Genomic DNA, 24497 nt, shown 5'->3' with positions numbered 1-24497 from the left:
TACTTGCAATTCTCATATTTGTGAAAGAGATACGAAGATAATCAAAAAATTTTGTTTCAACCTTATATTTATCAAACCTTTCAATGTTAATTCTATTTCATTTTAAGTTTTTATTTTCAAACATACGTTCTTATCATATAATAAAAATAGCATACATGCACATTCTGTAAAGCTTTTTAGTATAAGCCCTGAGGAAAAAAGAAAATACTTTAATACCGAATACATTGCAGGTATAGAGTATTTAAACATTGTTAAAGAGTTAGTAAGCATTGATTTTATTCTGAGTAATGAAGTGTTAAATTGGAAAGATTTCTTTAAATATAAAGCATTATACAACTTGTTTACAGAATCCGATACTTTCGAGATTGTTCTAACCTCTGACAATTATATCTACAAAATTGATAATACCGCTTCTTTTACTATTCCTAACTTTTCTATAGATATGCTGGGAATTGATATCGATTTCAAAGGTTCTAATATAAAGGAAAAAATAGCTGAACAAATTCTTAAACAATTACAAGATAATAGAGAAAATCGAAATTTGTTTGACTTCGACTACGATTATAAGCAAATTTCAGAAAAGTATGGAAAGGAGTATCTAAAATATTATCTCCAACCATTCCATGATATTCAAGACATAAAAAAAGATTATATAGACGACTTTTTAAATACCTTGTGCTATATTTACCCAGATTTCTTAGGTGAATACTATAGACAATATATAGACATTATCAAATTACGAGCCAGAGAGTATTTGAAAAATAAAAACTAATTAATATACCTCTTTCCACAGTGTCCGGGTCATATAGTGGCGAGTAAAACGAGTTGTATAATTCTATTCCTAAAACATTGTACCCTTCCAGACCTTGTCAAACCCTAAAAACGACAAAAGCTCTGAATCGTTGAATTCAGGGCTTTTGTCGTTTTGTGGTGGAGATAAGGGGATTCGAACCCCTGGCCCCTTGAATGCCATTCAAGTGCGATCCCAGCTTCGCCATACCCCCATATTTATGTTTTTGGTGGTGGGGCGTATAGGACTCGAACCTATGACTTTCACCACGTCAAGATGACACTCTACCAGCTGAGTTAACGCCCCAATAATACATGTATAGTTTTCCTTTGCCAAAGTGGCTGTATACATTATTCTATATAATATTCTGAAAAAAAGCAATACTTAAATTAATCTAAAAACACAAAAGATACCCCCGTTATGGAGGTATCTTGCATAATCTATATAGATTTATTTAAAACACCATTTTTTCTTCAAGGAATTTTTCCAGCTCATCAATGCTGATTCTCACCTGCTGCATAGTGTCTCTGTCCCTTACAGTGACAGAATTGTCATTTAAGGAGTCAAAATCAAAGGTTATGCAGAAAGGTGTTCCGGTTTCGTCCTGCCTTCTGTATCTTTTCCCTATACTTCCTGCTTCGTCGTATTCAACGTTGAATTTCTTCTGAAGCTTTTCATAGAGACTTAAAGCCCCTTCATTTAATTTCTTTGAAAGCGGTAAAACTGCTGCCTTAATTGGTGCCAATGCCGGGTGAAGTTTTAATACCACCCTTGAATCTCCGTCGCCTAGGTCTTCCTCGTTATATGCATCCAATAAGAAGGCAAGGGCAACCCTGTCTGCTCCTAATGATGGCTCAATACAATAAGGCACATATTTTTCGTTTGTGAAGGGGTCAAGATAGCTTAAATCTTCGCCTGAATGCTTTGCATGCTGCTTTAAGTCAAAGTCGGTCCTGTCAGCAATACCCCAAAGCTCTCCCCAGCCAAAGGGGAAAAGGTATTCTATATCGGTTGTTGCGTTGCTGTAGTGAGATAATTCCTCTTTGTTGTGGTCTCTTAAGCGCATGTTCTCCTGTATCATCCCTAAGCTTAACAGCCAGTTTTTGCAGTAATCCTTCCAGTATAGGAACCACTCCATATCTTCGCCGGGCTTGCAGAAGAATTCCAGTTCCATCTGCTCAAATTCCCTGGTTCTGAAAGTAAAGTTTCCGGGAGTGATTTCGTTTCTGAAGGACTTTCCTATCTGTCCTATTCCGAAAGGAACTTTCTTTCTTGTAGTCCTTTGAACGTTTTTGAAATTAACGAATATACCCTGTGCTGTTTCCGGCCTTAAAAATATTTCTGCCTTCGCATCTTCTGTTACACCCTGGAAGGTTTTAAACATAAGGTTGAATTTCCTTATATCTGTGAAATTTTGGGCTCCGCACTCAGGGCATTTTATATTGTTATCTTTAATGTACTGAAGCATCTTTTCATTGCTCCAGCCATCCACCAGCGCGTCTTTATTTCCTGTTTCAACGAAATGTTCTTCGATTAACTTATCCGCCCTGAATCTTGCCTTACATTCCTTGCAGTCCATTAAGGGATCGCTGAATCCGCCTACGTGGCCGGATGCAACCCAGGTTTGCGGGTTCATCAATATTGCACAGTCCACACCTACGTTATAGGGGGATTCCTGTATGAACTTTTTCCACCAGGCTTTTTTGATGTTGTTTTTAAACTCCACTCCCAGAGGGCCGTAATCCCAGGTATTAGCCAATCCGCCGTATATCTCCGAGCCCGGATATATAAATCCTCTGGCCTTGCATAGTGCTACTATTTTTTCCATTGTCTTTTCTGTTGCCATACTTTCAACTCCTATTCAATGTTAGGTAACACATCGCCTTTTATCATTTGCGAGCCTGAGGCAGGCGAATATGTCCCCAAATAAAATAAAAAAACCTTACATCCCGTAAGGGACGAAAGGTTACTTCCGCGGTTCCACCCTAATTGACACAAGGTCCTCTTGAATTCACGTGCTCAAAGGCTCCTAATCAAAAGCTATATGCTCCCGGGCTCCCACCAACACCTAGGTCTCTTAAAGCAGTGATAACTGATACTTTTCCCTGTCATTGCACATATGAACATTTATCTAATATCATATCAAAATGAATAATTTTGTCAAGCAAGTTGTCCTATACTTTATTTTATCCAGATTAATTTTTTTCAATAATTATTTTATGGTCTAAAAGTATTATTTCTTTTATTTTTCCTTTGACCATTTTTCTGTCACCGAATATGTCTTCAATAATCAGAATATCGCCATCGGGTGTTATTTTATTTACATCCTGCAAGAGCAATTCATCTTTATCGCCATTTCTTAGATATGCACTGGCTTCACACATTTTTATCATCCTCCATTATCTTTAATTCTTCAATTATATAATCCACAAGATGGGGAAGAGGCTCGTTTTTTACTCCTACTATCTCCACATTATTCCGATTTAATGGTATCAGTATCTTTCTAGCAGGTGATTTTGCCACAGCCTCCGCCATTTTTGGAGTCAGCTCCCCTAACATGGAATAAGCGAGTACGATTGCAATGGGGCCTATTATTATATCTACCTTGTCGCTGTTAAAAACTATTGCGCTCTCTCCTGTTGCTCCTTCGTTAGCACCTGCCTTCAACATGGCTGATGTGGCAAGGGCATTGGTACCAAGTGCAAGTATTTCATTTTCAATGCTCAGTTTGGACCTCAATTTTTCTATTATATGCTTGCCTATTCCTCCGCCTTGTCCATCGATAACGGCTATTCTCATGCTGCTTCTCCTTAAAATCATTAGTTTGTCTTCTTATCTTTATATTACCCTTAAAAGGTGTCGCAATCAATCTATAAATTGTCATATATTCTTATGCCATAAGATGTTAATTCCCTTTCATCGGGGTTTATTATAACTCTTCCCCTGTTTCCGTCGACTATGAGTATATCACCGTTTTTTATGCTTCTTCCTTCACGGCCTGTTCCTGTTACGGCAGGTATGTTCATACGCCTTGCCATTACCGAAGTGCTGGATGTAGGTCCGCCGTTTATGGTAACAATGCCTTTTACAAAGGTGGGATTCATATTCAGTACATCCCCCGGTGTAAGGTCTTCTGACACAACAATGCATTCTTCTGTAATCTCCGAAAAATCAATAAAATTATACCCGGTAATTTTATTTAAAAGGCGGCATTTTATTTCTTCTATGTCCTCCGACCTTTCGCTTAAATACTCGTCATCCAAGCCTTTGACTATTTTGTTTATGTCCTCCATCATGCTTGTAATCGCACATTCGGCACTTATCCCCTCTGCCGCAATTCTTTCCTTTATATCATTTACAAGATGGGGACTGTTTATTGCCGATATATATTTGGTAAGCACTTTATGAACGGAATCACTCTTTGCCTCACCTAAAGCCAAATAGATGGAGTTTAACTCTGCGCTTGTCTCTTTAATGCAGTAATCCACTTTATCAAGCTCTAAACTTACATTTACGGTATTATAGATGTTAAATTTCATCTGATTTTTTATAAATACTTTTGCCTTTGATACTCCTACTCCTAATGAAACCCCGGAAGCTATCAGCATAATTTTCACTCCACAGTATAAATTTTGTTAGTATAATTATACCACAAAAGCTTATATTATGTATAATTATGAATACATATAGCATGCTTTAATTATTATTCCCTATATACACTTATTAATTAATTGGGTATACAAAAACTCCGGTCTGGTTTATGACCGGAGTCTCTTGTTTTTAAACAACATATCTACCTTTGAAACATCCATTGTATTTATTAAATCCGAAGGCTCAAGCCCTCCTTTTCGTGCCATGTTAAGCCCAAATAATGTGTCGTAGATACCTTCAATACTGTGAGCATCGGGGTTTATAGCAAATTTGGCACCGTATTTTTTTGCCTCTTTAATCATCTTCCAATCCAAATCCATCCTGTGGGGATTTCCGTTTATTTCGAGAATTACACCATAATCTACCGAAGCCTTTATAATTTTTTCAAAATCCATTTTATAAGGTTTCCGAGATAAAAGCAGCCTGCCTGTAGGATGTCCCAATATGGTTACATATTTATTAGACATAGCTTTTATTATTCTATCCGTCATTTTTTCCTCACTCATGGAAAATCCGGAATGGACCGAAGCTACCACATAATCAAAAAGCTCTAATATACTATCATCATAATCCAAGGCGCCATCCTCCAGAATATTGCATTCAATTCCTTTGAATATCCTCATATCTTTGCTGCTATCATTTAAAAGACTTATTTCATAGAGCTGCTTTCTGACATCCGACTCACTTAACCCCCTGGCATAAAAGGAGGATTTGCTGTGGTCCCCAATGCCTATATAGAAATATCCCATCGCCTTTGCCATAGAAGCCATTTCTTCAATAGTATTTATTCCGTCGCTGTAATTTGTATGTACATGAAATATTCCCTTTATATCCTTTAGAGTGACCAGCTTGGGAAGCTTATTATTTTGGGACTTTTCTATTTCACCTTCATCTTCCCTTAATTCCGGCTCTATGTATTCCAACCCACAGCTTTTATATATTTCCGCTTCGCTTCCTGCATTTAAAATCATTTCCTGGGAAACTTGAGATTTAATTTTATTTACATGAGTATTGCAGCCGGTGGTTTCAAAGAGTTTATATATGTATTCATCCGGGGATGCCATATATATATTAAGCATTATTCCCTCATTTGTCATACCGCTTATTTTATCGGATTCCTCTTGAAAGGATGAATAGAAATTCAGCTCTTTTATCCGGTTTAAAAATTCCTTTTTATTCTCCGTACAGATAACTATATCAATTTCTGAAATCCATTCCCATTTCCTTCTCAAAGTCCCCGATAGCTCCATGGTCTTTACTGCATCAAGCTTTTTTATTTCATTCATAATATTATGGGCTATATCATAGGCATTGCTGTATAAAAATTTACCCTTGTTTTTATTCAGGGTTTTTAAGCCTTCCATTATTTTGCCCTGACTCTTTTCTCCAAAGCCCTTGTAATTTAATAATTTGTTTTCGACACAGGCATACTCCAGCTCACCTAATGTTTTAATGCCCATGTTATAATGAAGGTCTCTTATTTTTTTAGGCCCCAGTCCCGGTATTTTTAAAAATTCAAATATTTCTTTCGGGGTGTCGTTCACCAGATTGTTATAATATTGAATCTCCCCCGTATTTACATATTCGCTTATTTTATCGTTCAAGGCCTTTCCTATGCCCTTCATATCCTTTAATCTATCTTCCTTTACGAGGGTTATAATATCCTCATCCAGGTTTTCAATTATTTTTACGCCGTTATAGTAAGCTCTAACCTTGAATTCATTCTCACCCTTTATTTCAAGGAGCTCTCCAATATTCTTAAGAAGTTTCGCCACTTCCTTCTTATTCAAAGCATTTCCCCCCTATATACAACTACATCTAATTACAAAGAGCTTTCCGGCCGGAAAATCTTCCTGATTTTAACGGCGGCGCTCCTTTGTAATTAGATGTCTATATCTGGTTCGTATTATAACCAAATCACTATTCTGCAACAGACTCGTTTATAACTTGCTTCCACAAAGTATCAGCTTTAACGGATTGACCTTTAATGATTCGAAGAAGATTTGCTGCTGTTGATTCCATCATCTTTTTTGATATATCGTCAACGTACATTACCGAGTCTTCATTTGTCTTGTTAAGCTGCTCTATAGTTATTTTATCGAGCTGGCTCTTAGGATTTGTATTTACGGATTTTAAACCGGATATTACATTATAATCCCTGAATATCTCCTGAGCTTTGTCGCTTATTAAAAAGTCCATAAACTCCATTGCTTCCTTTTCATGCTTTGTTTTGGAGTTCACTGTTATAACCTGTATAGCTGTCGCACTGTATTGGGATACCGGGCTTTCCACAAATATCGGAGCAATGTCAAAGGCTTTATAGCTGAAGTTATCCGGCTTTGTTTTTTCAATTTTTTCAACAGCCCAGGAACCCATAGGCAGTATTGCGGCCTTGCCTTGTACAAAAGCTTCGATTGAATCATTGTAAGTGTAATCAGCTACCCTTTTATTTATAGCTCCCGACTTTACAAGCTGACTTACAATATCAATGGCATCAACATAGCCTTTTATGTTTGTAAAATCCTCCCTGCTATTGGCAATAACAGCCTTCGTCAATTGCCCATTTCCTGCAGTCTGGGCTGCAATCATGCCAAAGAAAGTATTGAGAGCCCAGGGGTCCTTTGCTCCTATGGCAATGGGAGTCTGGATATTTTTCTTTAACTTATTGCAGACATCTATAAGCTCATCGAGGGTTTTAGGCTCTTCTATTTTAGCCTTATCGAACATGTCCATATTATAATACCACTGGGTTACATAAGGAAGATCGCCTAAACCGTAATATTTATCATCAACTTTACCGTAGCCCAAATTAACACCGTAATAATTATCGCTTATATTATTTGAATTTACCCAATCTGTAATGTCCTTTAAATTTCCGGCTGAAGATAATTCCATGACCTTGCCTCGCTGCAGGCCTATTATATCCGGCGGTGTTTCGGAATTCAATGCATTTAAAACCTTTGTATCATAATTGGAGCCGCCGGCGTTTAAGATAACTTTAATATTTTCATGGCTTCGTTCAAATTCTTCTATTATTTCTTTATAGGCAACAGCCTGTTCATCTTTTTCATAGAAGGTATAAAAGCTTAAAGTAACGGGCTTTGAACCCACGATAGGTGAATTTTCTATTTTATTCATACAGGAAGTCAGCGTCATTAACGCTGCCACAAGTATGGATATTAACTTTATTTTTTTCATTTGCTCATCCTCTTTCCACAGTTCTTTAACCATTATAATATTTTGGATTTGGTTTTAAAAGTTTTTTCAAGCTATTTAATATATAATTTATATTTTTATCCTTTGAATGCTCATATAATTATGGCAAGGACAGAACCCATAAGCATGCCGAAAAGCACTGACGAACCTGCAATAAGCTTAACGCTGCCGGCGGATATGGAAACAAGAGAAAATATTCCGCAGATTATAAAAATAATCAATATAATGAATTTTACCGACTTCCATTTATCCTTGTACTTTAATGCCAGGCTTATGAAGAAGTATATGATTGACACAAATATTAAAAACAGGCTTATGGAGTAATCCCTTATATTGCTTTCGTTTACTTCATATAATGTTCCTTTTGGACAAATGGACAAACCTATAATTAAAATAACGATAAAAACAGCAGTGATTATAATATCGGGTTTTTTATTTTCCTCTGTGTCTTTATGATAATAAAGCCGCATTAAGCTCACCTCTTTATTGCATATATAATAATATATAGAGGCTCTATATGCTTTGTTACAAAAATAATATTAATTGTTTGTCACTTTTGCTTATTCGGGAGCAATACGGGTTTATTAATAGGCTTGGGCCTGTATTTTTTTGTGGTCCTTAATAGAAAAAAATATCTCCTTATGGTTTTTATAACCTTCATTTTGCTTTTGCCCATCTTTTGGTCATATCTTAATATCAGGGGAACCTCCTTTATTATTAAGCCTATGTGATTGAGCTTTATAAGTATTTCAGCCATACATGTAAAGCCGCTCTCTTCTATAAAGCTGTCGGAATAATATGCATAAGCTTTCTTTATGGCAGTTGCACTGTACATCCTGTAACCGCAGGTGTAATCCTTTACATTTTTTATATTAAAAAAAGCATTTAAAAGAGTATTTGCTCCAAAACTGAACATTCTTCTTAAAAGTGATAAGCCAATCTCTTCTCCCCCTTCTTCATACCTTGATGCTATGACCACATCGCAGCCGGATTTCATTTTATCAAGCATTGAGTCTATAATCATGGGGTTATGGGTGTTGTCAGCATCCATAACAACGGCATAATCACCGCTATTGCAGATATTCAAAAAATAAAACAGCCCTGTATGGACGGCTTCTCCTAAGCCTTTGTTCCCTTCATGATTAAGTATTTTTATATTCAGATCCCCTTGCCATTTTTTCGCTTCTGACAGGGTACCATCTGTGCTGCCGTCATTAATTATGACGATTTCATACTTTAATTTTCTTATCTTAAAATAATCATTCATTGAATTTAATAGTTTGGGAAGGGCCTCACCTTCATTATAGCAGGGCAGCAATGTATATAGCTTCAAATTTATCATCCTTTCTTTAAACTTCAATGCATTTAATATTATTTGTAAATTTTCCATCATATATTAATACCAGCAATTAAAAACAGCAGTTTAGCTTGAATTAAACAAACGCTTTTATCCTGCATCCATATTCAAAACTACTTTAAGGGAGGTATCAAACCATGTTTATATCCTACAGAAGATTGAGCTATTTCATACTATTGACCTTCTTTTGCCTGATGATAAGTTTTTTTTACGACTCCGTCCTGAGGCTTTCTGAAAGCAAAAGCCCCACTATATTTACAATGAGCAGCATTATAGATACATATAGGTCAATATCTATTGATACCAATGGAAACGGTAAAAAGGATATTATAAACATATATATAGATAATAAAAAAAAGGAGTATAGCATCGAGATATTGAATGATGACGGAACAAGGCACAATATATCCAAAAGTCCTGAAGCAAAGACCTTTGGGCATTACATATCCTGGTGGCCTCTTAAGGTGACGGTAGCCGACATAAACATTGATAATATGCCGGAAATTATATTCCAGCTGTCCGAGGCTAACGATTCAAACCTTTCATATATTTTCAGATGGGATGGCCGAAGATATTCAAATGTATTGTCCGGCTCCTTTATGGGTATTTATCTTTTGGATGTAAACAAGGACAGCATTCCCGAAGTGGTGACAGAAGAGAAAGCATCAGGCAGGGAAGATGCATACAGCGCTTATACCTGGTCCGCTGAAAATTACAGTAAGGTAAATACAGACCTTGACATCATTCCGCGAGGATATGATAAAGTAAAAGTCCTCATTGACATGTTAAATACTTCATATGATGATAAAACCTATGACTTAGAAGTTTTAAGAACCTGTTTTACCGACGATTGGCTTAATAATTCTAAAAATATTCTTTACTTAAAAAGCTTTGCGAAAGATATTTTAAGCATTCAACTTCAGGATTACATAGGTGAGGATAAAGTGCCGGACGTTAAAAATAATCCTAAAGCTGTCCGTTGGGAACTAAGATTAATAGTATTCAGAAAATCCGGAGCTGAAATAAAGGTTGAAAATTATATAGCTGAAATAGAGACGCAAGTAAGCATCTCTTCCGGTAATACACATAAAATTGATACTATAAAGTTCAAGGGGCAGTAATTGCCCCTTTTATTCTGTGCTTCTACAGGCTGTATAAAATAAATGGTCAAACCGCAAAATCCTTTGAAACTATTACATTTTTAGATGGAGTGGCAAGTAAAACCCATATCTTTGATGGTGATAAGTATCATGTATACTTTGAAGAAGAAAAGCAATCAGTAATTACACCAGCAGTAAAATATAGTGCAGAGGATTCAAAGTATATAAAGGCTAAAGATAGATATAATAAAGACATTAATGGAAACAAAACAATATTATTAAGGGTAGACCAGGCTCATATGGGAATAGCACAAAGAAGTTTATTTCCTCAAGATATAGCTGCTTCGTTTTTACAAGACTATAGTAAGTGGGATATTACAGGAGAAGAAAAATACCTCAATTATGACGTTTATAAGGTAGAGGGAACATTAGAGTCATATTTATCTGAAAAATTAGGCGGTAATAGATTTAAAATGTTAGTTGAAAAAAATACGGGCATACTTTTAAAATATGAAGTATTCGGTGAGGACAATATATTAAATACAACACTCGAAACAACTTTATTTAAACTTAATGCTGATATAGATGATAAAGATTTTGTAAAGGAAAATGCTGCAGAATATACAGCAAAGAAAATGCCTGAACCTTCAGCAAAAAATAATTACAGATAGTCATTATGTAGCAGTAATAATGAGATAAAATCAAGTATTTTAGGGGGTGACCTTAATCTGAAAAGCAGCCCCTTTGTTATATCTATATAATTTATAAGTTAATAACATACTATAATGACGGTTAAAAATAACATTAAAATGATGTGTATTTAAGCGTCACTAAGATACAGGTAGGAGACATCCATAAATGTGATTCCAGTATATCAATGGATGCCTCTTGAATTATGCTTCTATTTTTTCTTTTTCTGCTGCCTGGTTCCACTTGCCGCAGCGCCCGCCCCATCTTGCTCCTACACGGTCATTTATGTAAATCTCCACCACTTCGCAAAGGTTTGAACAACCGCTGCATTCAAAGCTTCTGGTTTTATAATCAAAATCTATCATGTTAAAGCCATAAAAGCTTGTGCTCTTTTTCTTGCTTGCATTGGATTTTGCAATAATAGCAGCACCAATGGCACCCATCACATCATGATTTTCAGGTATATAAATTTCCTGGCCCAATTCCTGTTCAAAGGCTTTTTTCATGCCCTTGTTAGCTGCTACGCCGCCCTGAAAGATAATGGGAGACAATATTTCCTTACCTTTGCCCACATTGTTAAGATAGTTTCTCACCAGTGCTTCACAAAGCCCGTTTATTATGTCCTCTTCACTGTAGCCCAACTGCTGTTTGTGTATCATGTCAGACTCAGCAAATACTGCGCACCTTCCTGCTATTCTTACGGAAGTTGTGGATTTTAGGGCTCTGTCACCGAATTCCTCTATAGGTATGTTAAGCCTTGAAGCCTGCCTGTCAAGAAAGGAACCGGTGCCTGCCGCACAGACGGTATTCATTGCGAAATCCACAATTACCCCGTCTCTTATAATTATTATCTTGGAATCCTGGCCTCCTATTTCAAATATGGTCTTAACGTCAGGGTTTATTTTTAATGCTGCCACTCCATGGGAAGTAATTTCATTCTTCGTAACATCGGCTCCTACCATGACCCCTGCCAGTTGTCTGCCGCTGCCTGTTGTGCCCACACCCTGTATGTTTATATCTCCCAGTCTTCTTTTAATCTCTGCCAGGCCCGATTTAACTGCATTTATGGGTTTGCCTGCCGTTTTTAAATAAAGCTTCTCTACCGCATTTTCATTTTCATCCAGAACTACGATATCGGTACTCACAGATCCTACATCCAAGCCTAAATAGTATTTCATAAACCAATCACCTCTTTTTTTCTGCCTATCATATCTATAAAAGCCTCCAGCCTTGTCACATATCCTGATTCTCCCGTCAATTCATCCACTACAAGAGTCATACAAGGTATATCTTCCTTCTTTGATAACGTGGGCAATATGCTGCTGGCTACAATTTCCGGCATGCAGGAGAAGGGTAAAAGCTGTATTACTCCGTCATAGCCTTGTTTTGAATATAAAACTGCATTGCCTATGCAAATTTGTGCATGGCCCCCTATCATGGCTGGAAGATATGGTTTTGCGGCATCTATTATGGCTTTTTCCTCATTAAAGCCTACAAGCTTGGCAAATAGATTGGTCTTGATCCAGCCGCTGACGGTCATGGACCGATCAACCTCCACCCCTAAATCCCCCAGCTTTTCTTCTATATAAAGATTTACAAAAGGCTCAATGACTGTGTAAATCTCGCCTATTATTCCTATTTTTACAACATCTCTTTCACTATCTACCTCTACTTTTTCAAGCCTGTTTTTAGTCTCTTTTATCAATTCAAGAATTCTTTTGCTTCCATGTACCTTGAATACTTCCCTTTCGTATTCGTTGAATATGCTTTTTACCTGGCCTTTTTTAATTTCCCGGGGCCTTAGATAATACATGAGTTTGTTCATATCGTCCAGCTCTTTTGCAATCTCGTAGCCTTTTAAAAGGGCTTTGACACTTTTGTAAAAGGAATTTCCGTTAGTAAGCTTTTTAATTCTCCTTTTAAATTCCTTCATGTCCTCCCCGGGAGGATCAAAAACTATGACATCCACATCATAGCCCATATCCTTTAAGATTTCTTTTTCCACAATTCCGTAATACCCAAACCTGCAGGGTCCGCAGCTCCCTGTTATGATAACGGTATCCGCTCCCATTTTTATGCTCTGTACATAATTGCCTATATTAACTTTCAGGGGCAGACAGGCGGATTCAGGAGAATTTTTGGTGCCTATCTCCAGTGTTTTTTTGTTGCAGGCAGGCGGAATGACTATATCCACTCCCAAATCTTCAAGAAAACCTTTTATTGCCGCATATGCTTCCCCCATATGGGGAAATGTTGCTTTCATAATCTTCCCTCCATTTTACCATATCCATAAAGGCTTCCAGCCTTGTATCCACTCCGGCTTCGCCGCTGTGCTCATCCAATGTGATTTTCATATAGGGTATTGATCTTTCTCTTCTTATATATCTTTCTATGTAATCTTCCATTAAAGAATCAATGCCGCAGCCAAAGGAGGATAAATATATTATTCCGTCTACGTTTTTTTCTTCGAGAAAGGTTAAGCCGGTGCCCAGGATTTTTCGTCCGAAGGTCCAAAAATGCCTTTTGGGCATTTTGGATGCATTTAAATTTATCTTATCTTCATTTACCATTTCAGGAGTTATGGGCATAAAGCCTTGAAAAATAAGCTTGTTTCTTATACCCATGTTAGCAAAATCATCATAAATATTATAAGGATGACCCAGGATACCTATTTTTCTCCTGTTATCCTTTGTTTTAATATTTAATTTGTCCAGCGACCTTTCAAAATCACCGGTGGATTTTAAATTTTCTTCAAATACTCTGTGTCGTAAAAGGGCATTATAGTATGCTCTCATAACCCTTGCCCTGTCTTTTGTTATAAGCCTTGCAGCGCTCATTAAAGAGCTTTCAATGGTACCGGTGGTTCTTCTTATGTCTATTGTTGTATCTATAATCACCGGCAGATTTGGCACTGAATTTTTTATCATCTCAGGCAAGCCGCAAAATTTAGGACAAATATATTCATTTTTTGATATGCTGACAATTCTGGGAATGAATATACAGTCTACCTTGTTTCTCAATTCCATGACATGACCATGAAAAATTTTAACAGGCAGACATGCTTCATCAACACAGGTCTTTACACCGTAATTCAATATACTTTTATTGGTGCCGCCGCTTATAACAACCTCTGCTCCTAAATCTTCAAAAAAAGTTTTCCACAGCAAGTAAAAGCTGTAATACAATAATCCGCATGGTATGCCTATCTTCATGTTAACCTCCGGAAGGTTTTTTAATTACCTTATAAGTGTTTTCATAAAAAACATTAGTATTCTTTACTTTGCAGATAAAAAATATACCTTGTTATTCTTTACAATGTTCAATAAAAAACCCCATATATAAATGGTACAACCATTAATATATGGGGAGATAAGTATACTTTTATCTTTTAACATTTATTACTTTCCAGGTATTATCAATCTTTTTAAATCTCACCGTTTCGGATAATCTCTTACCTTTTTTTGTGAATACCGCTTCTATTCCTACATCATCTTCGGAGACTTCCTTAAAATTAATCTCTTCTATGGATATATCCGCAGCAGTTAAAGACCTTATGCTTTTAAGAAGGGTGTTGTAATAATCCAAATCAGACAGTGAGGCCAATTTCTCAGCTTTTTTATTATGCTCTGCTGCAACAAATTCAGTGATGATGGCAGTTAAAGATACCATGTCATCTTCGGATAGGTTTTTCGTATTGCCTGCATTGCTTTCCCCCGTAAATCCTGAAAGCATGCTTTCATTTTCCCCAGAAGGATTTGTAAGCTTGTATGCCATATACTCACCGCTTTTAACCCCTATGAATACGGAAAGTATTGAAAGGCATATCAACAAAATAAACATCCTGAATTTATTCCTGCGTTTCTTTGTTTTTTTAGCCATTTTATTAACCCCTTATGTGCATTCGCTAATAAATCTTAAAAATTTACCCTGTATTACAAATTTCGAAAAATTCATGCTAAAGATAAGTATATCAGTTTTTGTACAAAGTTACAAAAAAATAGGGATGCACTTTGCATCCCTGGGATGGGGGGTTTATTACAAAAAGCTTTTAATTTATTTAAAAATATTATTAGCCAAAATTAATAAACTTATACGGATTTTATTAAAATTTATACTACACCCTGTTTGTACATGGCATCTGCTACCTTTAAGAATCCGGCGATGTTTGCTCCTACTGCCAAATTGTCACCGAAGCCGTAATCATTAGCTGCCTTTATGCAGTTTTTATAAATATTTTTCATAATTTCCTGAAGCTTAAAATCCACCTCTTCAAATGTCCAGGACATCCTCATGCTGTTCTGACTCATTTCCAGTGCTGATGTGGCAACTCCGCCGGCATTGGCAGCCTTTGCAGGTGCAAAAAGTATGTTGTTAGTCTGAAATACCTTAATAGCCTCCGGTGTACTTGGCATATTTGAACCTTCACCGACAGCAAAGCACCCATTCAAAGCCAGCTGCCTGGCCGAATTTTCGTCTATCTCATTTTGAGTTGCGCTGGGCAGGGCGATATCGCATTTGATATTCCATATGCCTCTATGGCCCTCATGATATTCGGCATGGGGGTGTTCCTTCACATACTCGGATATCCTCTTTCTTTCAACCTCTTTAAGTTTTTTAATGGTTGCAATATTTATGCCCTTTTCATCATATATATAACCGTTGGAATCACTCATGGCAATTACCTTTGCGTTAAACTCCTGAAGTTTTTGAACAGCATATATGGCAACATTGCCCGAACCCGATACTACGACCTTTTTATCCTTTAATTCATAGCCTTTGGCTTTTATCATTTCATTTACGAAATAGACCAGTCCATAGCCCGTTGCTTCTGTCCGAACTAAGCTTCCTCCAAAGCTAAGACCCTTTCCTGTGAGAACTCCTTCGTAAGAACCGGTGATTCTTTTGAATTGTCCGTACATATATCCTACTTCTCTGGCTCCGACACCAATATCCCCGGCAGGAACATCAACATCCGCACCTACATATTTATAAAGTTCCGTCATGAAACTCTGACAAAATCTCATAACCTCTCCGTCGGATTTACCTTTAGGGTCAAAATCCGAACCGCCTTTTCCTCCGCCTATGGGGAGGCCTGTTAAGGAATTTTTGAAAATTTGTTCAAAACCTAAAAATTTAATTATTCCTATGTAAACCGAAGGATGGAACCTTATGCCGCCTTTATAAGGTCCTATGGCGCTGTTAAACTGTACTCTGAAACCCCTGTTAACCCTGACAATTCCTTTATCATCCACCCAGGGCACCCTGAAAATTACCTGTCTTTCGGGTTCCACCATTCTTTCAAGAATTCCTGCATCTTTATATTCTGGGTGCATTTCGATAACTGGCTCCAATGATTCTAAAACCTCCTGAACAGCCTGCAGGAACTCAGGTTCATTCAGGTTTCTTTTTTTTACATTCATAAGGACATCACTAACAATTGCCATGGTCCTTCTCCCCTTTCATATGTCTTATAAAAACACACATTAATTGTCACAAAATTTATATTTTTTATAACAATTATACATCATTTATCTTTATTTTTACACTATGCAAAAACCTTGTGAAACATTTTCTTTGCATGGATTTTGCTTAATTGAAACTGAAAATTAATTTTCTTGAATATACTCTTATTGAATAGTATCTTAAAAGTTCAATTCTTTAATGCATATTCTTGCAATCTCAGAAAAGCATTGATTTTGCGTTAATATTTTAAAAAATCATTTACAATTATGGTTAAGAAAACTCTTTAGTATAGGACAAGATTTGTGATATTATATATTATGTACTCTTTATACATATACAGGAATTACATATAAGATCAACGAAATTTTGTCTTTATATTTGATATTAAGCTTAATATATAAATTTTTTAAGGAGGATACCATGTTTAACAATAAAAAGAACCCTCAGACTATTGTTGATATTAATCCCGGCAGCAGAGCCGACACAACTATAATAGGGGCAAATTCATCCTTTGAAGGAAAGCTTGTCTCAACCGGTATAATCAGAGTGGACGGACAAATCAACGGTGAATTAAGCGCCGATGAAAGCATAATCATAGGAGAAGGCGGCAGCGTAAAAGGAAACATAAAGTCCAAAAAAGTAACAATTGCCGGCAAGGTGGAAGGAAATGTTGTTTGCAGTGATAATTTAGAGCTTACTTCCAACGGGAAATTATACGGTGACGTGGAAGTCAAGTCAATAAACATAGAAGACGGAGCTGTTTTCCACGGAAAGTGTTCCATGATGGAGCCTTCATTAGCCATTGAATCCGGCAAGGTAAAGCTGCTTCCCGATGATCCCGCCAAGAACGACAATTCTTCAAAATAATTACTTAAACTGATAAGAGCTCCCAGAATAGGAGCTCTATAATTTTATGATTATTATTGAACAATAACAAGATTCTAAGGTACCGCTAGCAATCTCTGAGTGCTATGGTGATGGGACTCTTATTTTTTAAAACTTCTTACTAAGCTTGCTATGGTGTAGAGCTGGCCGATATTATCAATAAGACCGCTCCTTCTCTTGCTTAAAAAGGGTTTCATAGCCTGAAGGAGTTGAAGACGCGGATCCCTCGGTGCCGCCCTAGGTGGCTGGAATCCCATGGGCTGCCCTTGAGGAGCTCCCGGCGCCGGACCTTGCTGCCCTCCGGGGAATCCGCCCATCTGACCTCCCATCATTTGTGAAACCTGGGACATCAATTGATTTATGTCCAGTCCATTTAATAATTGCCCTAAATTATTCATATTAAAATCACCGCCTGGATTGACATTATTCATATTATTTTCAGGATGTACGTCTTTGCTCGTACGGCTGGTCAATCCCACGCCTCCTTCCCACCGCATATTATATATGTACAGATTGGGTGCAATTTTATACACCCAAATGGATATTTAACAGCATACATTTGCATTTATATTAGCAGCGTTGTTATTATCGTTTGCATTATCTTCACCTAACAGGAACAACAGACCTATTATTGCTATTATAAACCACCAGTCATTTCCGAAAAATCCGCCATAAGGGGAAGCAAAGCCTGAAAGCGGTGCTCCAGCACCCGGATATCCATATTGGCCATAACCGAAGGAGTAACCGTCATCGTGCCTTCTTCTGGATCTTTTGCTTTTAGGATCGATAAATCCATATGCCTGAAAGCCTTTAGCTGCCGGAGACCCTCCAAAGCCAAACATGCCTCTGCCATAACCAAAGCCGAATATTACAACGACGACAATTAATATAATAAGTATTGTCTTGTTGTTACCGAATAACCCATTATTACCGCTATTATTTGTTGAAAAAAAACTGCCCAGATTCATACAAGAATCCCCCCATTCTAGGAGTTATGTATCTTATAATTCCATACTATGTTGCTTCTTTTTTATTGTGACAAATGATTATACATATACTTTGCATTGTACTAATATAACATATGCAGAAAATTTAGCCTTGGTATCATTTTTGCAAAAGAAAAAAGGCTTAATAGCCTTTTTTCTTAATTATACTCTGAAGGGTTCATCTATGCCCAGCATATTATCAAACAAACCCCACAGCTCTTCACGCCCATATTTAGTTTCGGATGAAAATAAAATCAATGTATCCTCTGCATCCATTACAAGCTTCTTTTTGATGATTGAAATATGCTTCTGATACTGGCCCTTCGATATTTTGTCAGCCTTGGTGGCAACCACAACTACCTTTTTATCCCTGGCTTTAATCCAGTCATACATAATTTTGTCATCGTCAGTGGGTTCATGCCTTATATCCACCAAAAGCACCACGCAAAAAAGGTTGTTCCTGGTATATAAATAATCTTCTATTATTTTGGACCAGGATGCCTTCTCCGTTTTAGATACCCGGGCATAACCATATCCCGGCAAATCCACAAAATATAAAAAATCGTTTATGTTAAAAAAATTTATTGTCCTGGTCTTGCCCGGGTCAGAGCTGGTCCTTGCCAGCCCCTTCCTGTTTACCATACTGTTTATCAATGAAGATTTACCTACATTGGACCGGCCTACAAAGGCAAATTCCGGACGGTCATCCAAAGGGTACTGGGATTTAAGTACGGCTGTCAAAAAAAAATCAGCTTTTCTTATTATCATCCAACCTTTACCCCTTTAAAATAGTATTTTTAAGAACGGTATCTATATTGTCTGCCAGTATGAAGTTAAGCTTTTTCCTTACATTATCCGGAATATCCTGTATATCTCTTTCGTTATCCACGGGAATTATTATAGTGTTTATTCCAGCCCTTTTTGCAGCTAGAGCTTTTTCTTTAAGGCCTCCTATGGGAAGCACTCTGCCTGTTAGTGTAATCTCCCCTGTCATGGCAACGTCTCCCCTTACAGGGTTATTGGATAATGCCGATACCATGGCAGTAACCATGGTCACTCCGGCTGATGGGCCGTCCTTTGGTACGGCGCCTTCAGGAACGTGTATATGAAGATCGTAATTTTTATGGAATTCCTTATCGATGTTCAATATGTCCGTATGAGCCCTTATATAGCTGTAACCTGCCCTTGCGGATTCTTTCATAACATCGCCTAACTGTCCTGTAAGCTCCAACTTGCCGTTTCCGGCTGCTACACTTACCTCCACAGGCAGTGTATCTCCGCCGTAGGCAGTCCATGCAAGTCCTGTAACCACCCCTATTTTATCCTTCTTTTCGGATACATCATATCTGTATCTTGGAGTGCCTAAGAACTTCACAAGGTTTTTAGGATTAACCTTTATGCTGTTTTTGTTTTCTTCCACTATCATGGTGGCAGCTTTCCTGCATATGGTGGCTAACCTTCTCTCAAGAGTTCTGACTCCCGATTCCCTTGTATATTTGTTTATAATATCCCTCATGGCAGCTTCGGATATTTCTAAGTTTTCTTCCTTCATGCCATGTTCTTTTATCTGTTTAGGAAGCAAATGCTTTTGTGCTATGTTGAGCTTTTCTTCCTCAGTATATCCTGAAACCTCTATTAATTCCATCCTGTCTAAAAGAGGCCGCGGGATGGTATCGGCATTATTAGCAGTTGTAATAAACATAACCTTTGACAAATCAAAAGGAAGTTCAAGGTAATGGTCTCTGAAGGTATTGTTCTGTTCCGGATCTAATACTTCCAGCATAGCATCCGCAGGGTCCCCTCTGAAATCCGAGCTCATCTTATCTATTTCATCAAATAAGAATACGGGGTTTTTTGAGCCTGCATGCTTCATGCCGTTAATTATTCTTCCTGGTATGGCACCGACATAAGTCTTTCTGTGGCCTCTTATCTCGGCTTCATCCCTGACGCCTCCAAGTGACATCCTTACAAAGCTCCTGTTTAACGCCGTGGCTATGGACTTCACAATAGAGGTTTTTCCTACTCCCGGAGGTCCTATAAGGCATAAAATTGGGCCCTTCATTCCTTCATTCAGCTTTCTTATAGCTAAATATTCTATTATTCTTTCCTTTACGTCTTTTAATCCGTAATGCTCTGATTCCAATATATCCCTAGCATTTTTAATATCCAGATTATCCTTTGTTTCCTTGCTCCAGGGCAAATCCAATATCCAGTCAAGATAAGTCCTTATTACTCCGCTTTCGGCAGACATAAGGCCCATTTTTTCAAGTCTCCCCAATTCTGATAGCGCTTTTTCCTTTACCTCTTTAGGAAGCTTGGCTTTATCTATTTTTTTTCTGTACAGTTCAATTTCTGCCTGCTGTCCGTCCTTGTCGCCCAATTCTTCTTGGATGGCTTTCATCTGTTCTCTTAAATAATATTCCTTTTGAAGCCTGTCAATTTGTTTTTTAACTTTGACTCCGATTTTTCTTTCAATTCTTAACACATCAAGCTCGTATTGTATCATTCCATACAGCTTATTCAATCTGTCCTTGGGTGAAAAGGCCTCTAAAAGCTCCTGTTTCTGTGCCTGCTTTAAGAAGATATATGAACTGATGACATCTGCCATCATTCCCGGCTCTTCAATATCAGATACGGTTACAACAACTTCGGGAGATATTTGGTTGCTGAGCTTTACATAATCTTCAAAAGACTCCATAAGCTTTCTCATTAAAGCGTCGCTTTCTGCATCCTTTATAGATGTGTCCTCTCTTTCAAGCACATCTACCTGAAAATAGGGCTCATGTTGTGTTATTTCAATAATTTCAGCTCTGCTTATTCCTTCTACCAGCACTCTGATGGTGTCTCCGGGGAGTTTTAATATCTGTTTTATTTTAGAAACAGTACCCACATGATAGATATCCTCTTCAATAGGATTGTCTATTTTTGCATCCTTCTGGCTGACCAGAAAAATGAGCTGTTCATTTACCATGGATTGTTCAAGTGAAAGAATAGATTTTTCTCTTCCCACATCAAAATGCAAAACCATATGGGGGAATATAGAAAGTCCTCTCAGAGGCAATAAGGGCATAGTTTTTTTATTTATTAGTTCAAGTTCTTCCAATGTATCCTCTCCTCCTTCCGAATTCCATATTATTCATAATAATTTAAATTCGGGCTTTATATATTATAACTTTAAAACCATTATTTTTCAATTATATACATCATTGTATTCATGAACCAGACAAATCTTTCAATTTACTTAATGAAATATTGTTAAAATCCTCTATTGCTGCTCTGCCGATAAAACGTCAACGCCTTGTATAGGGGTATTTATATTGGATATAAAATTACCTCCGTTGACTATGGAATAATTTATTACCTCTTTTATATTCGTCACGGGAATTACTTCAATATCCATATCCTTAAAGCTCGCCTGGTAATTGTCCTTTGGAATTATTACTTTTTTAGCCCCTGCCTTTATTGCAGCCTCGATTTTTGCGCCTATGCCGCCTACAGGCTTTACCATGCCCCTTATGGAAATCTCGCCTGTCATAGCAACCTTGTTGTCTACGGCCTTGTTGGTTATGGCACTGTATATGGCAGTTGTTATGGATATTCCCGCTGAAGGTCCATCAATTGGGACACCTCCCGGAAAGTTGATATGAATGTCATAATTTCTCGGGTCTTCACCCAAATATTTTCTTATAACGGTAATTACGTTGTCAACAGAACCTTTGGCGGTGCTTTTCCTCCTGAATTTTCTGCCGTAGGAACCGGTTTCTTCCTCTTCCACAATTCCCGTAGTTATTATTTTTCCTTCCATATCATTGGCTTTAATAGCTGTGGCTTCTATTTCAATTAAAGTTCCCATATTTGTTCCATATACTGCCAGTCCGTTTACATATCCTATCTGGGGATTATCCTCAATTTTCTTTTCCGGTCTTCTGTTATACTGCCCGCTCTCAATTACCCATTCGATATCATCGGCGGTAATATCCTTGCGGCGGTCATTTAAGGCAATTCCTCCTGCATTCTGAACTATATTAACAGCTTCGCGTCCATTACTGGCATATTTTGAAATTATCTTTATACCTTCTTCTGATAAGTCAAAGCCGCCTTTTTTAGCAGCATTTTTAGCTATAACTTCAATCTCATCAGGTAATAAGGCTCTGAAATATACTTCAACGCTTCTTGACCTTATGGCCGGAGGTATGTCTTCCGACGTCTTTGTAGTAGCACCAACCAGGCGAAAGTCAGCCGGCAGCCCGTTATCAAATATGTCTTTTATATGCACAGGCATGTTTGGATCTTCAGTATTGTAATATACGCTGTCCAAAAACACCTTTCTGTCTTCCAAGACCTTTAAGAGCTTATTCATCTCAACAGGGTGCAATTCCCCTATTTCATCAATGAATAGAATCCCTCCATGAGCCTTGGTCACAGCACCTGCTTTAGGCTGAGGTATACCTGCTACTCCCATAGGTCCTGCCCCCTGATAAATTGGATCATGGACTGAGCCTATAAGGGGGTCTGCAATACCCCTGTCATCAAATCTCACGGTAGTAGCATCTATTTCTACGAATTTTGAATAGGATTTAAAAGGCGATAGGGGATTTTTCTTCGCTTCTTCCAATACCAGCCTTGCCGCTGCCGTCTTCCCCACACCCGGCGGTCCATATATTATAACATGCTGGGGATTTGGGCCGCATAGAGCAGCTTTTAATGCTTTGATACCCCTCTCCTGGCCTATGATCTCATCGAAAACTGAAGGCCGTGTTTTTTCTGCTAAAGGTTCCGATAGTGCTATAGCCCTCATGCGCCTTAATTTATCTATTTCCTTTCTGCTTTCCTTCTCAACAGAAATTTTAGTGGATTGCTGGCTTCTTAATAAGTTGAGAAAATACATTCCTATAACCACTGCAAAGAATAAATTAACTATCATATATATATTTCCTGCCAAAACTATACCCTCCAACCATTTAGTGATTATTCTTATTATGCTCAAGGAGGCTTAATTTATCCCTAAATTAAAAAACTCTTCCAATTTTTTTGGAAGAGTTTTCATCTTTATGATGCTGATTCTGTTCCTTTTTTAAGTTTACCCGTCTTCTTAACAGGCTTTTTAAGCGACTTTCTGGTTCCTTCACAGAATTTCAGTTCGGGAGACTGCAATTTTAGGACTGTATCCTTGGTTATAGTGCATTCTTCTATATCTTCTCTTGAAGGAATATCAAACATTACTTCAAGCATCAATTCCTCAAGTATCGCTCTTAAACCTCTGGCGCCCGTCTTTCTCTTCATCGCCTCATCAGCAATGGCATCCAAGGCCCCTTCGCCGAACTCCAGCTTAACATTATCAAGCTCAAAGAGTCTCTGGTACTGTTTAATAAGAGCATTTTTAGGCTCTGTCAGTATATTGATTAAAGCTACCTTATCTAAAGCTCCAAGTGTAACAACTATTGGAAGCCTTCCCACAAACTCCGGAATAAGGCCAAATTTAAGCAAATCTTCAGGAAGAATATCCTTTAATATCTCACCGATATCCTTTTCGGTTTTGCTCTTTATTTCAGCTCCAAAACCCATGGAGCTCTGAAGGGTCCTTCTCTCGATAATCTTTTCAATACCGTCAAAGGCTCCGCCGCAAATGAACAGAATATTAGTGGTGTCTATCTGGATAAATTCCTGGTGAGGATGTTTCCTGCCGCCCTGGGGAGGTACGCTGGCAACTGTGCCTTCAAGTATCTTTAACAGAGCTTGCTGGACACCTTCACCCGATACATCCCTCGTTATGGAAGGATTCTCGGATTTTCGGGCTATTTTATCCACTTCATCGATATATACAATGCCTTTTTCGGCTCTCTCAATATCGTAATCTGCATTTTGAATCAACTTAAGCAATATATTCTCAACGTCTTCACCGACATAACCAGCCTCGGTAAGAGAGGTTGCATCAGCTATTGCAAAAGGTACATTCAGCATTTTTGCAAGTGTCTGGGCAAGTAAGGTTTTACCCGAACCTGTTGGGCCAAGGAGAAGTATATTACTTTTCTGAAGTTCAATATCTTCGTCTTTTCCGCTTAAATTTATTCTCTTATAATGGTTGTAAACAGCAACAGCGAGGGAAATTTTAGCTCTATCCTGACCGATTACATACTGATCGAGATATTCTTTTATTTGCCTGGGCTTCGGAACATCTGTCAGATCTAATTCAACATCTTCTTCAAATTCCTCCGCAATAATCTCTGAACAAAGTTCAATACACTCGTCGCATATATATACTCCTGGCCCTGCAATCAGCCTTCTGACCTGATCCTGGCCTTTACCACAGAAAGAACACTTTAGCTGTTTTTTGTCATCAAACTTTGACATTTCAACAC

At 37.7% G+C, this 24497-nt stretch carries 23 protein-coding genes and 2 tRNA genes; 4 read left to right on the top strand and 21 right to left on the bottom strand.

The window, feature by feature from the left end; translation table 11 throughout:
- Window positions 1-292: 292 nt before the first annotated feature.
- Window positions 293-772 (top strand): hypothetical protein, encoded by a 480-nt coding sequence (locus OXPF_RS02705; protein WP_054873667.1) that lies wholly within the window; start codon window positions 293-295, stop codon window positions 770-772.
- Window positions 773-928: 156 nt separating this feature from the next.
- Here OXPF_RS02705 and OXPF_RS02700 read toward each other — a convergent pair.
- The 10 genes from OXPF_RS02700 to OXPF_RS02655 form a co-directional block, all read right to left on the bottom strand.
- Window positions 929-1004, bottom strand: a tRNA-Ala gene (locus tag OXPF_RS02700).
- Between the two features lie 16 nt (window positions 1005-1020).
- Window positions 1021-1096 (bottom strand) — tRNA-Val (locus OXPF_RS02695).
- Window positions 1097-1244: 148 nt separating this feature from the next.
- On the bottom strand, window positions 1245-2636 hold the full coding sequence (locus tag OXPF_RS02690) for a glycine--tRNA ligase (protein ID WP_054873666.1): 1392 nt from the start codon (window positions 2634-2636) through the stop codon (window positions 1245-1247).
- Window positions 2637-2985: 349 nt separating this feature from the next.
- Window positions 2986-3174: a CooT family nickel-binding protein gene (locus tag OXPF_RS02685; RefSeq protein WP_054873665.1), complete on the bottom strand. Its 189-nt coding sequence runs from the start codon at window positions 3172-3174 to the stop codon at window positions 2986-2988.
- A complete protein-coding gene (locus tag OXPF_RS02680; RefSeq protein ID WP_054873664.1) occupies window positions 3167-3589 on the bottom strand; it encodes a DUF3842 family protein in 423 nt (140 codons plus the stop codon). The genes OXPF_RS02685 and OXPF_RS02680 overlap by 8 nt, the downstream gene beginning before the upstream one ends.
- A gap of 71 nt (window positions 3590-3660) precedes the next feature.
- A complete protein-coding gene (locus OXPF_RS02675; RefSeq protein ID WP_054873663.1) occupies window positions 3661-4398 on the bottom strand; it encodes a PEP-utilizing enzyme in 738 nt (245 codons plus the stop codon).
- A gap of 150 nt (window positions 4399-4548) precedes the next feature.
- Window positions 4549-6231, bottom strand: a complete 1683-nt coding sequence (gene polX / locus OXPF_RS02670; protein WP_054873662.1) for a DNA polymerase/3'-5' exonuclease PolX — start codon at window positions 6229-6231, stop codon at window positions 4549-4551.
- 130 nt (window positions 6232-6361) lie between these two features.
- On the bottom strand, window positions 6362-7639 hold the full coding sequence (locus tag OXPF_RS02665) for an ABC transporter substrate-binding protein (protein ID WP_054873661.1): 1278 nt from the start codon (window positions 7637-7639) through the stop codon (window positions 6362-6364).
- A 110-nt stretch (window positions 7640-7749) separates the two neighbouring features.
- Window positions 7750-8127, bottom strand: coding sequence for a hypothetical protein (locus OXPF_RS02660; protein ID WP_054873660.1), 378 nt, complete (start codon window positions 8125-8127; stop codon window positions 7750-7752).
- Window positions 8128-8207: 80 nt separating this feature from the next.
- Window positions 8208-9047: a glycosyltransferase family 2 protein gene (locus tag OXPF_RS02655; protein ID WP_160317130.1), complete on the bottom strand. Its 840-nt coding sequence runs from the start codon at window positions 9045-9047 to the stop codon at window positions 8208-8210.
- A 104-nt stretch (window positions 9048-9151) separates the two neighbouring features.
- On the opposite strand from OXPF_RS02655, the gene OXPF_RS02650 reads away from it, so the two are divergent.
- Both OXPF_RS02650 and OXPF_RS02645 read left to right on the top strand, forming a co-directional pair.
- Complete coding sequence (locus OXPF_RS02650; RefSeq protein ID WP_054873658.1) at window positions 9152-10135, top strand: hypothetical protein; 984 nt, start codon at window positions 9152-9154, stop codon at window positions 10133-10135.
- Window positions 10136-10224: 89 nt separating this feature from the next.
- Complete coding sequence (locus tag OXPF_RS02645) at window positions 10225-10785, top strand: hypothetical protein (protein ID WP_054873657.1); 561 nt, start codon at window positions 10225-10227, stop codon at window positions 10783-10785.
- 222 nt (window positions 10786-11007) lie between these two features.
- Here OXPF_RS02645 and OXPF_RS02640 read toward each other — a convergent pair whose 3' ends face one another.
- From OXPF_RS02640 to gdhA, 5 genes are all read right to left on the bottom strand, one after another.
- Window positions 11008-11982 (bottom strand): acyl-CoA dehydratase activase, encoded by a 975-nt coding sequence (locus OXPF_RS02640; RefSeq protein WP_054873656.1) that lies wholly within the window; start codon window positions 11980-11982, stop codon window positions 11008-11010.
- A complete protein-coding gene (locus OXPF_RS02635; RefSeq protein ID WP_054873655.1) occupies window positions 11979-13067 on the bottom strand; it encodes an acyl-CoA dehydratase activase-related protein in 1089 nt (362 codons plus the stop codon). The genes OXPF_RS02640 and OXPF_RS02635 overlap by 4 nt, the downstream gene beginning before the upstream one ends.
- Window positions 13009-14016, bottom strand: a complete 1008-nt coding sequence (locus tag OXPF_RS02630; protein ID WP_054873654.1) for an acyl-CoA dehydratase activase-related protein — start codon at window positions 14014-14016, stop codon at window positions 13009-13011. The genes OXPF_RS02635 and OXPF_RS02630 overlap by 59 nt, the downstream gene beginning before the upstream one ends.
- A gap of 169 nt (window positions 14017-14185) precedes the next feature.
- The gene (locus OXPF_RS02625) at window positions 14186-14683 is read right to left on the bottom strand and encodes a hypothetical protein (RefSeq protein WP_054873653.1); all 498 of its coding nucleotides are present in this window, start codon (window positions 14681-14683) and stop codon (window positions 14186-14188) included.
- A gap of 230 nt (window positions 14684-14913) precedes the next feature.
- Window positions 14914-16248 carry an NADP-specific glutamate dehydrogenase gene (gdhA, locus tag OXPF_RS02620; RefSeq protein ID WP_054873652.1) on the bottom strand — a complete coding sequence of 445 codons (1335 nt, stop codon included), beginning with the start codon at window positions 16246-16248 and terminating at the stop codon, window positions 14914-14916.
- Window positions 16249-16687: 439 nt separating this feature from the next.
- Between gdhA and OXPF_RS02615 the strand changes: the two genes are divergently transcribed.
- Window positions 16688-17134, top strand: a complete 447-nt coding sequence (locus OXPF_RS02615; protein ID WP_054873651.1) for a bactofilin family protein — start codon at window positions 16688-16690, stop codon at window positions 17132-17134.
- Window positions 17135-17253: 119 nt separating this feature from the next.
- Here OXPF_RS02615 and OXPF_RS02610 read toward each other — a convergent pair whose 3' ends face one another.
- The 6 genes from OXPF_RS02610 to clpX all read right to left on the bottom strand — a co-directional run bounded on the left by OXPF_RS02610 (window position 17254) and on the right by clpX (window position 24489).
- The gene (locus OXPF_RS02610; RefSeq protein WP_054873650.1) at window positions 17254-17625 is read right to left on the bottom strand and encodes a hypothetical protein; all 372 of its coding nucleotides are present in this window, start codon (window positions 17623-17625) and stop codon (window positions 17254-17256) included.
- A gap of 72 nt (window positions 17626-17697) precedes the next feature.
- Window positions 17698-18120, bottom strand: a complete 423-nt coding sequence (locus OXPF_RS02605) for a hypothetical protein (RefSeq protein WP_054873649.1) — start codon at window positions 18118-18120, stop codon at window positions 17698-17700.
- Window positions 18121-18300: 180 nt separating this feature from the next.
- Complete coding sequence (gene yihA, locus OXPF_RS02600; protein ID WP_054873648.1) at window positions 18301-18906, bottom strand: ribosome biogenesis GTP-binding protein YihA/YsxC; 606 nt, start codon at window positions 18904-18906, stop codon at window positions 18301-18303.
- 7 nt (window positions 18907-18913) lie between these two features.
- On the bottom strand, window positions 18914-21208 hold the full coding sequence (lon, locus tag OXPF_RS02595; protein WP_054873682.1) for an endopeptidase La: 2295 nt from the start codon (window positions 21206-21208) through the stop codon (window positions 18914-18916).
- Window positions 21209-21403: 195 nt separating this feature from the next.
- Complete coding sequence (lonB, locus tag OXPF_RS02590) at window positions 21404-23062, bottom strand: ATP-dependent protease LonB (RefSeq protein ID WP_054873681.1); 1659 nt, start codon at window positions 23060-23062, stop codon at window positions 21404-21406.
- Window positions 23063-23187: 125 nt separating this feature from the next.
- On the bottom strand, window positions 23188-24489 hold the full coding sequence (gene clpX / locus OXPF_RS02585) for an ATP-dependent Clp protease ATP-binding subunit ClpX (RefSeq protein ID WP_054873647.1): 1302 nt from the start codon (window positions 24487-24489) through the stop codon (window positions 23188-23190).
- Window positions 24490-24497 lie beyond the last annotated feature (8 nt).

The organism is Oxobacter pfennigii, from assembly GCF_001317355.1.
Classification (GTDB): Bacteria; Bacillota; Clostridia; order Clostridiales; family Oxobacteraceae; genus Oxobacter; species Oxobacter pfennigii.
Note: the sequence above shows the minus strand (reverse complement) of the source record. Positions and strands in the feature narration are given on the sequence as shown.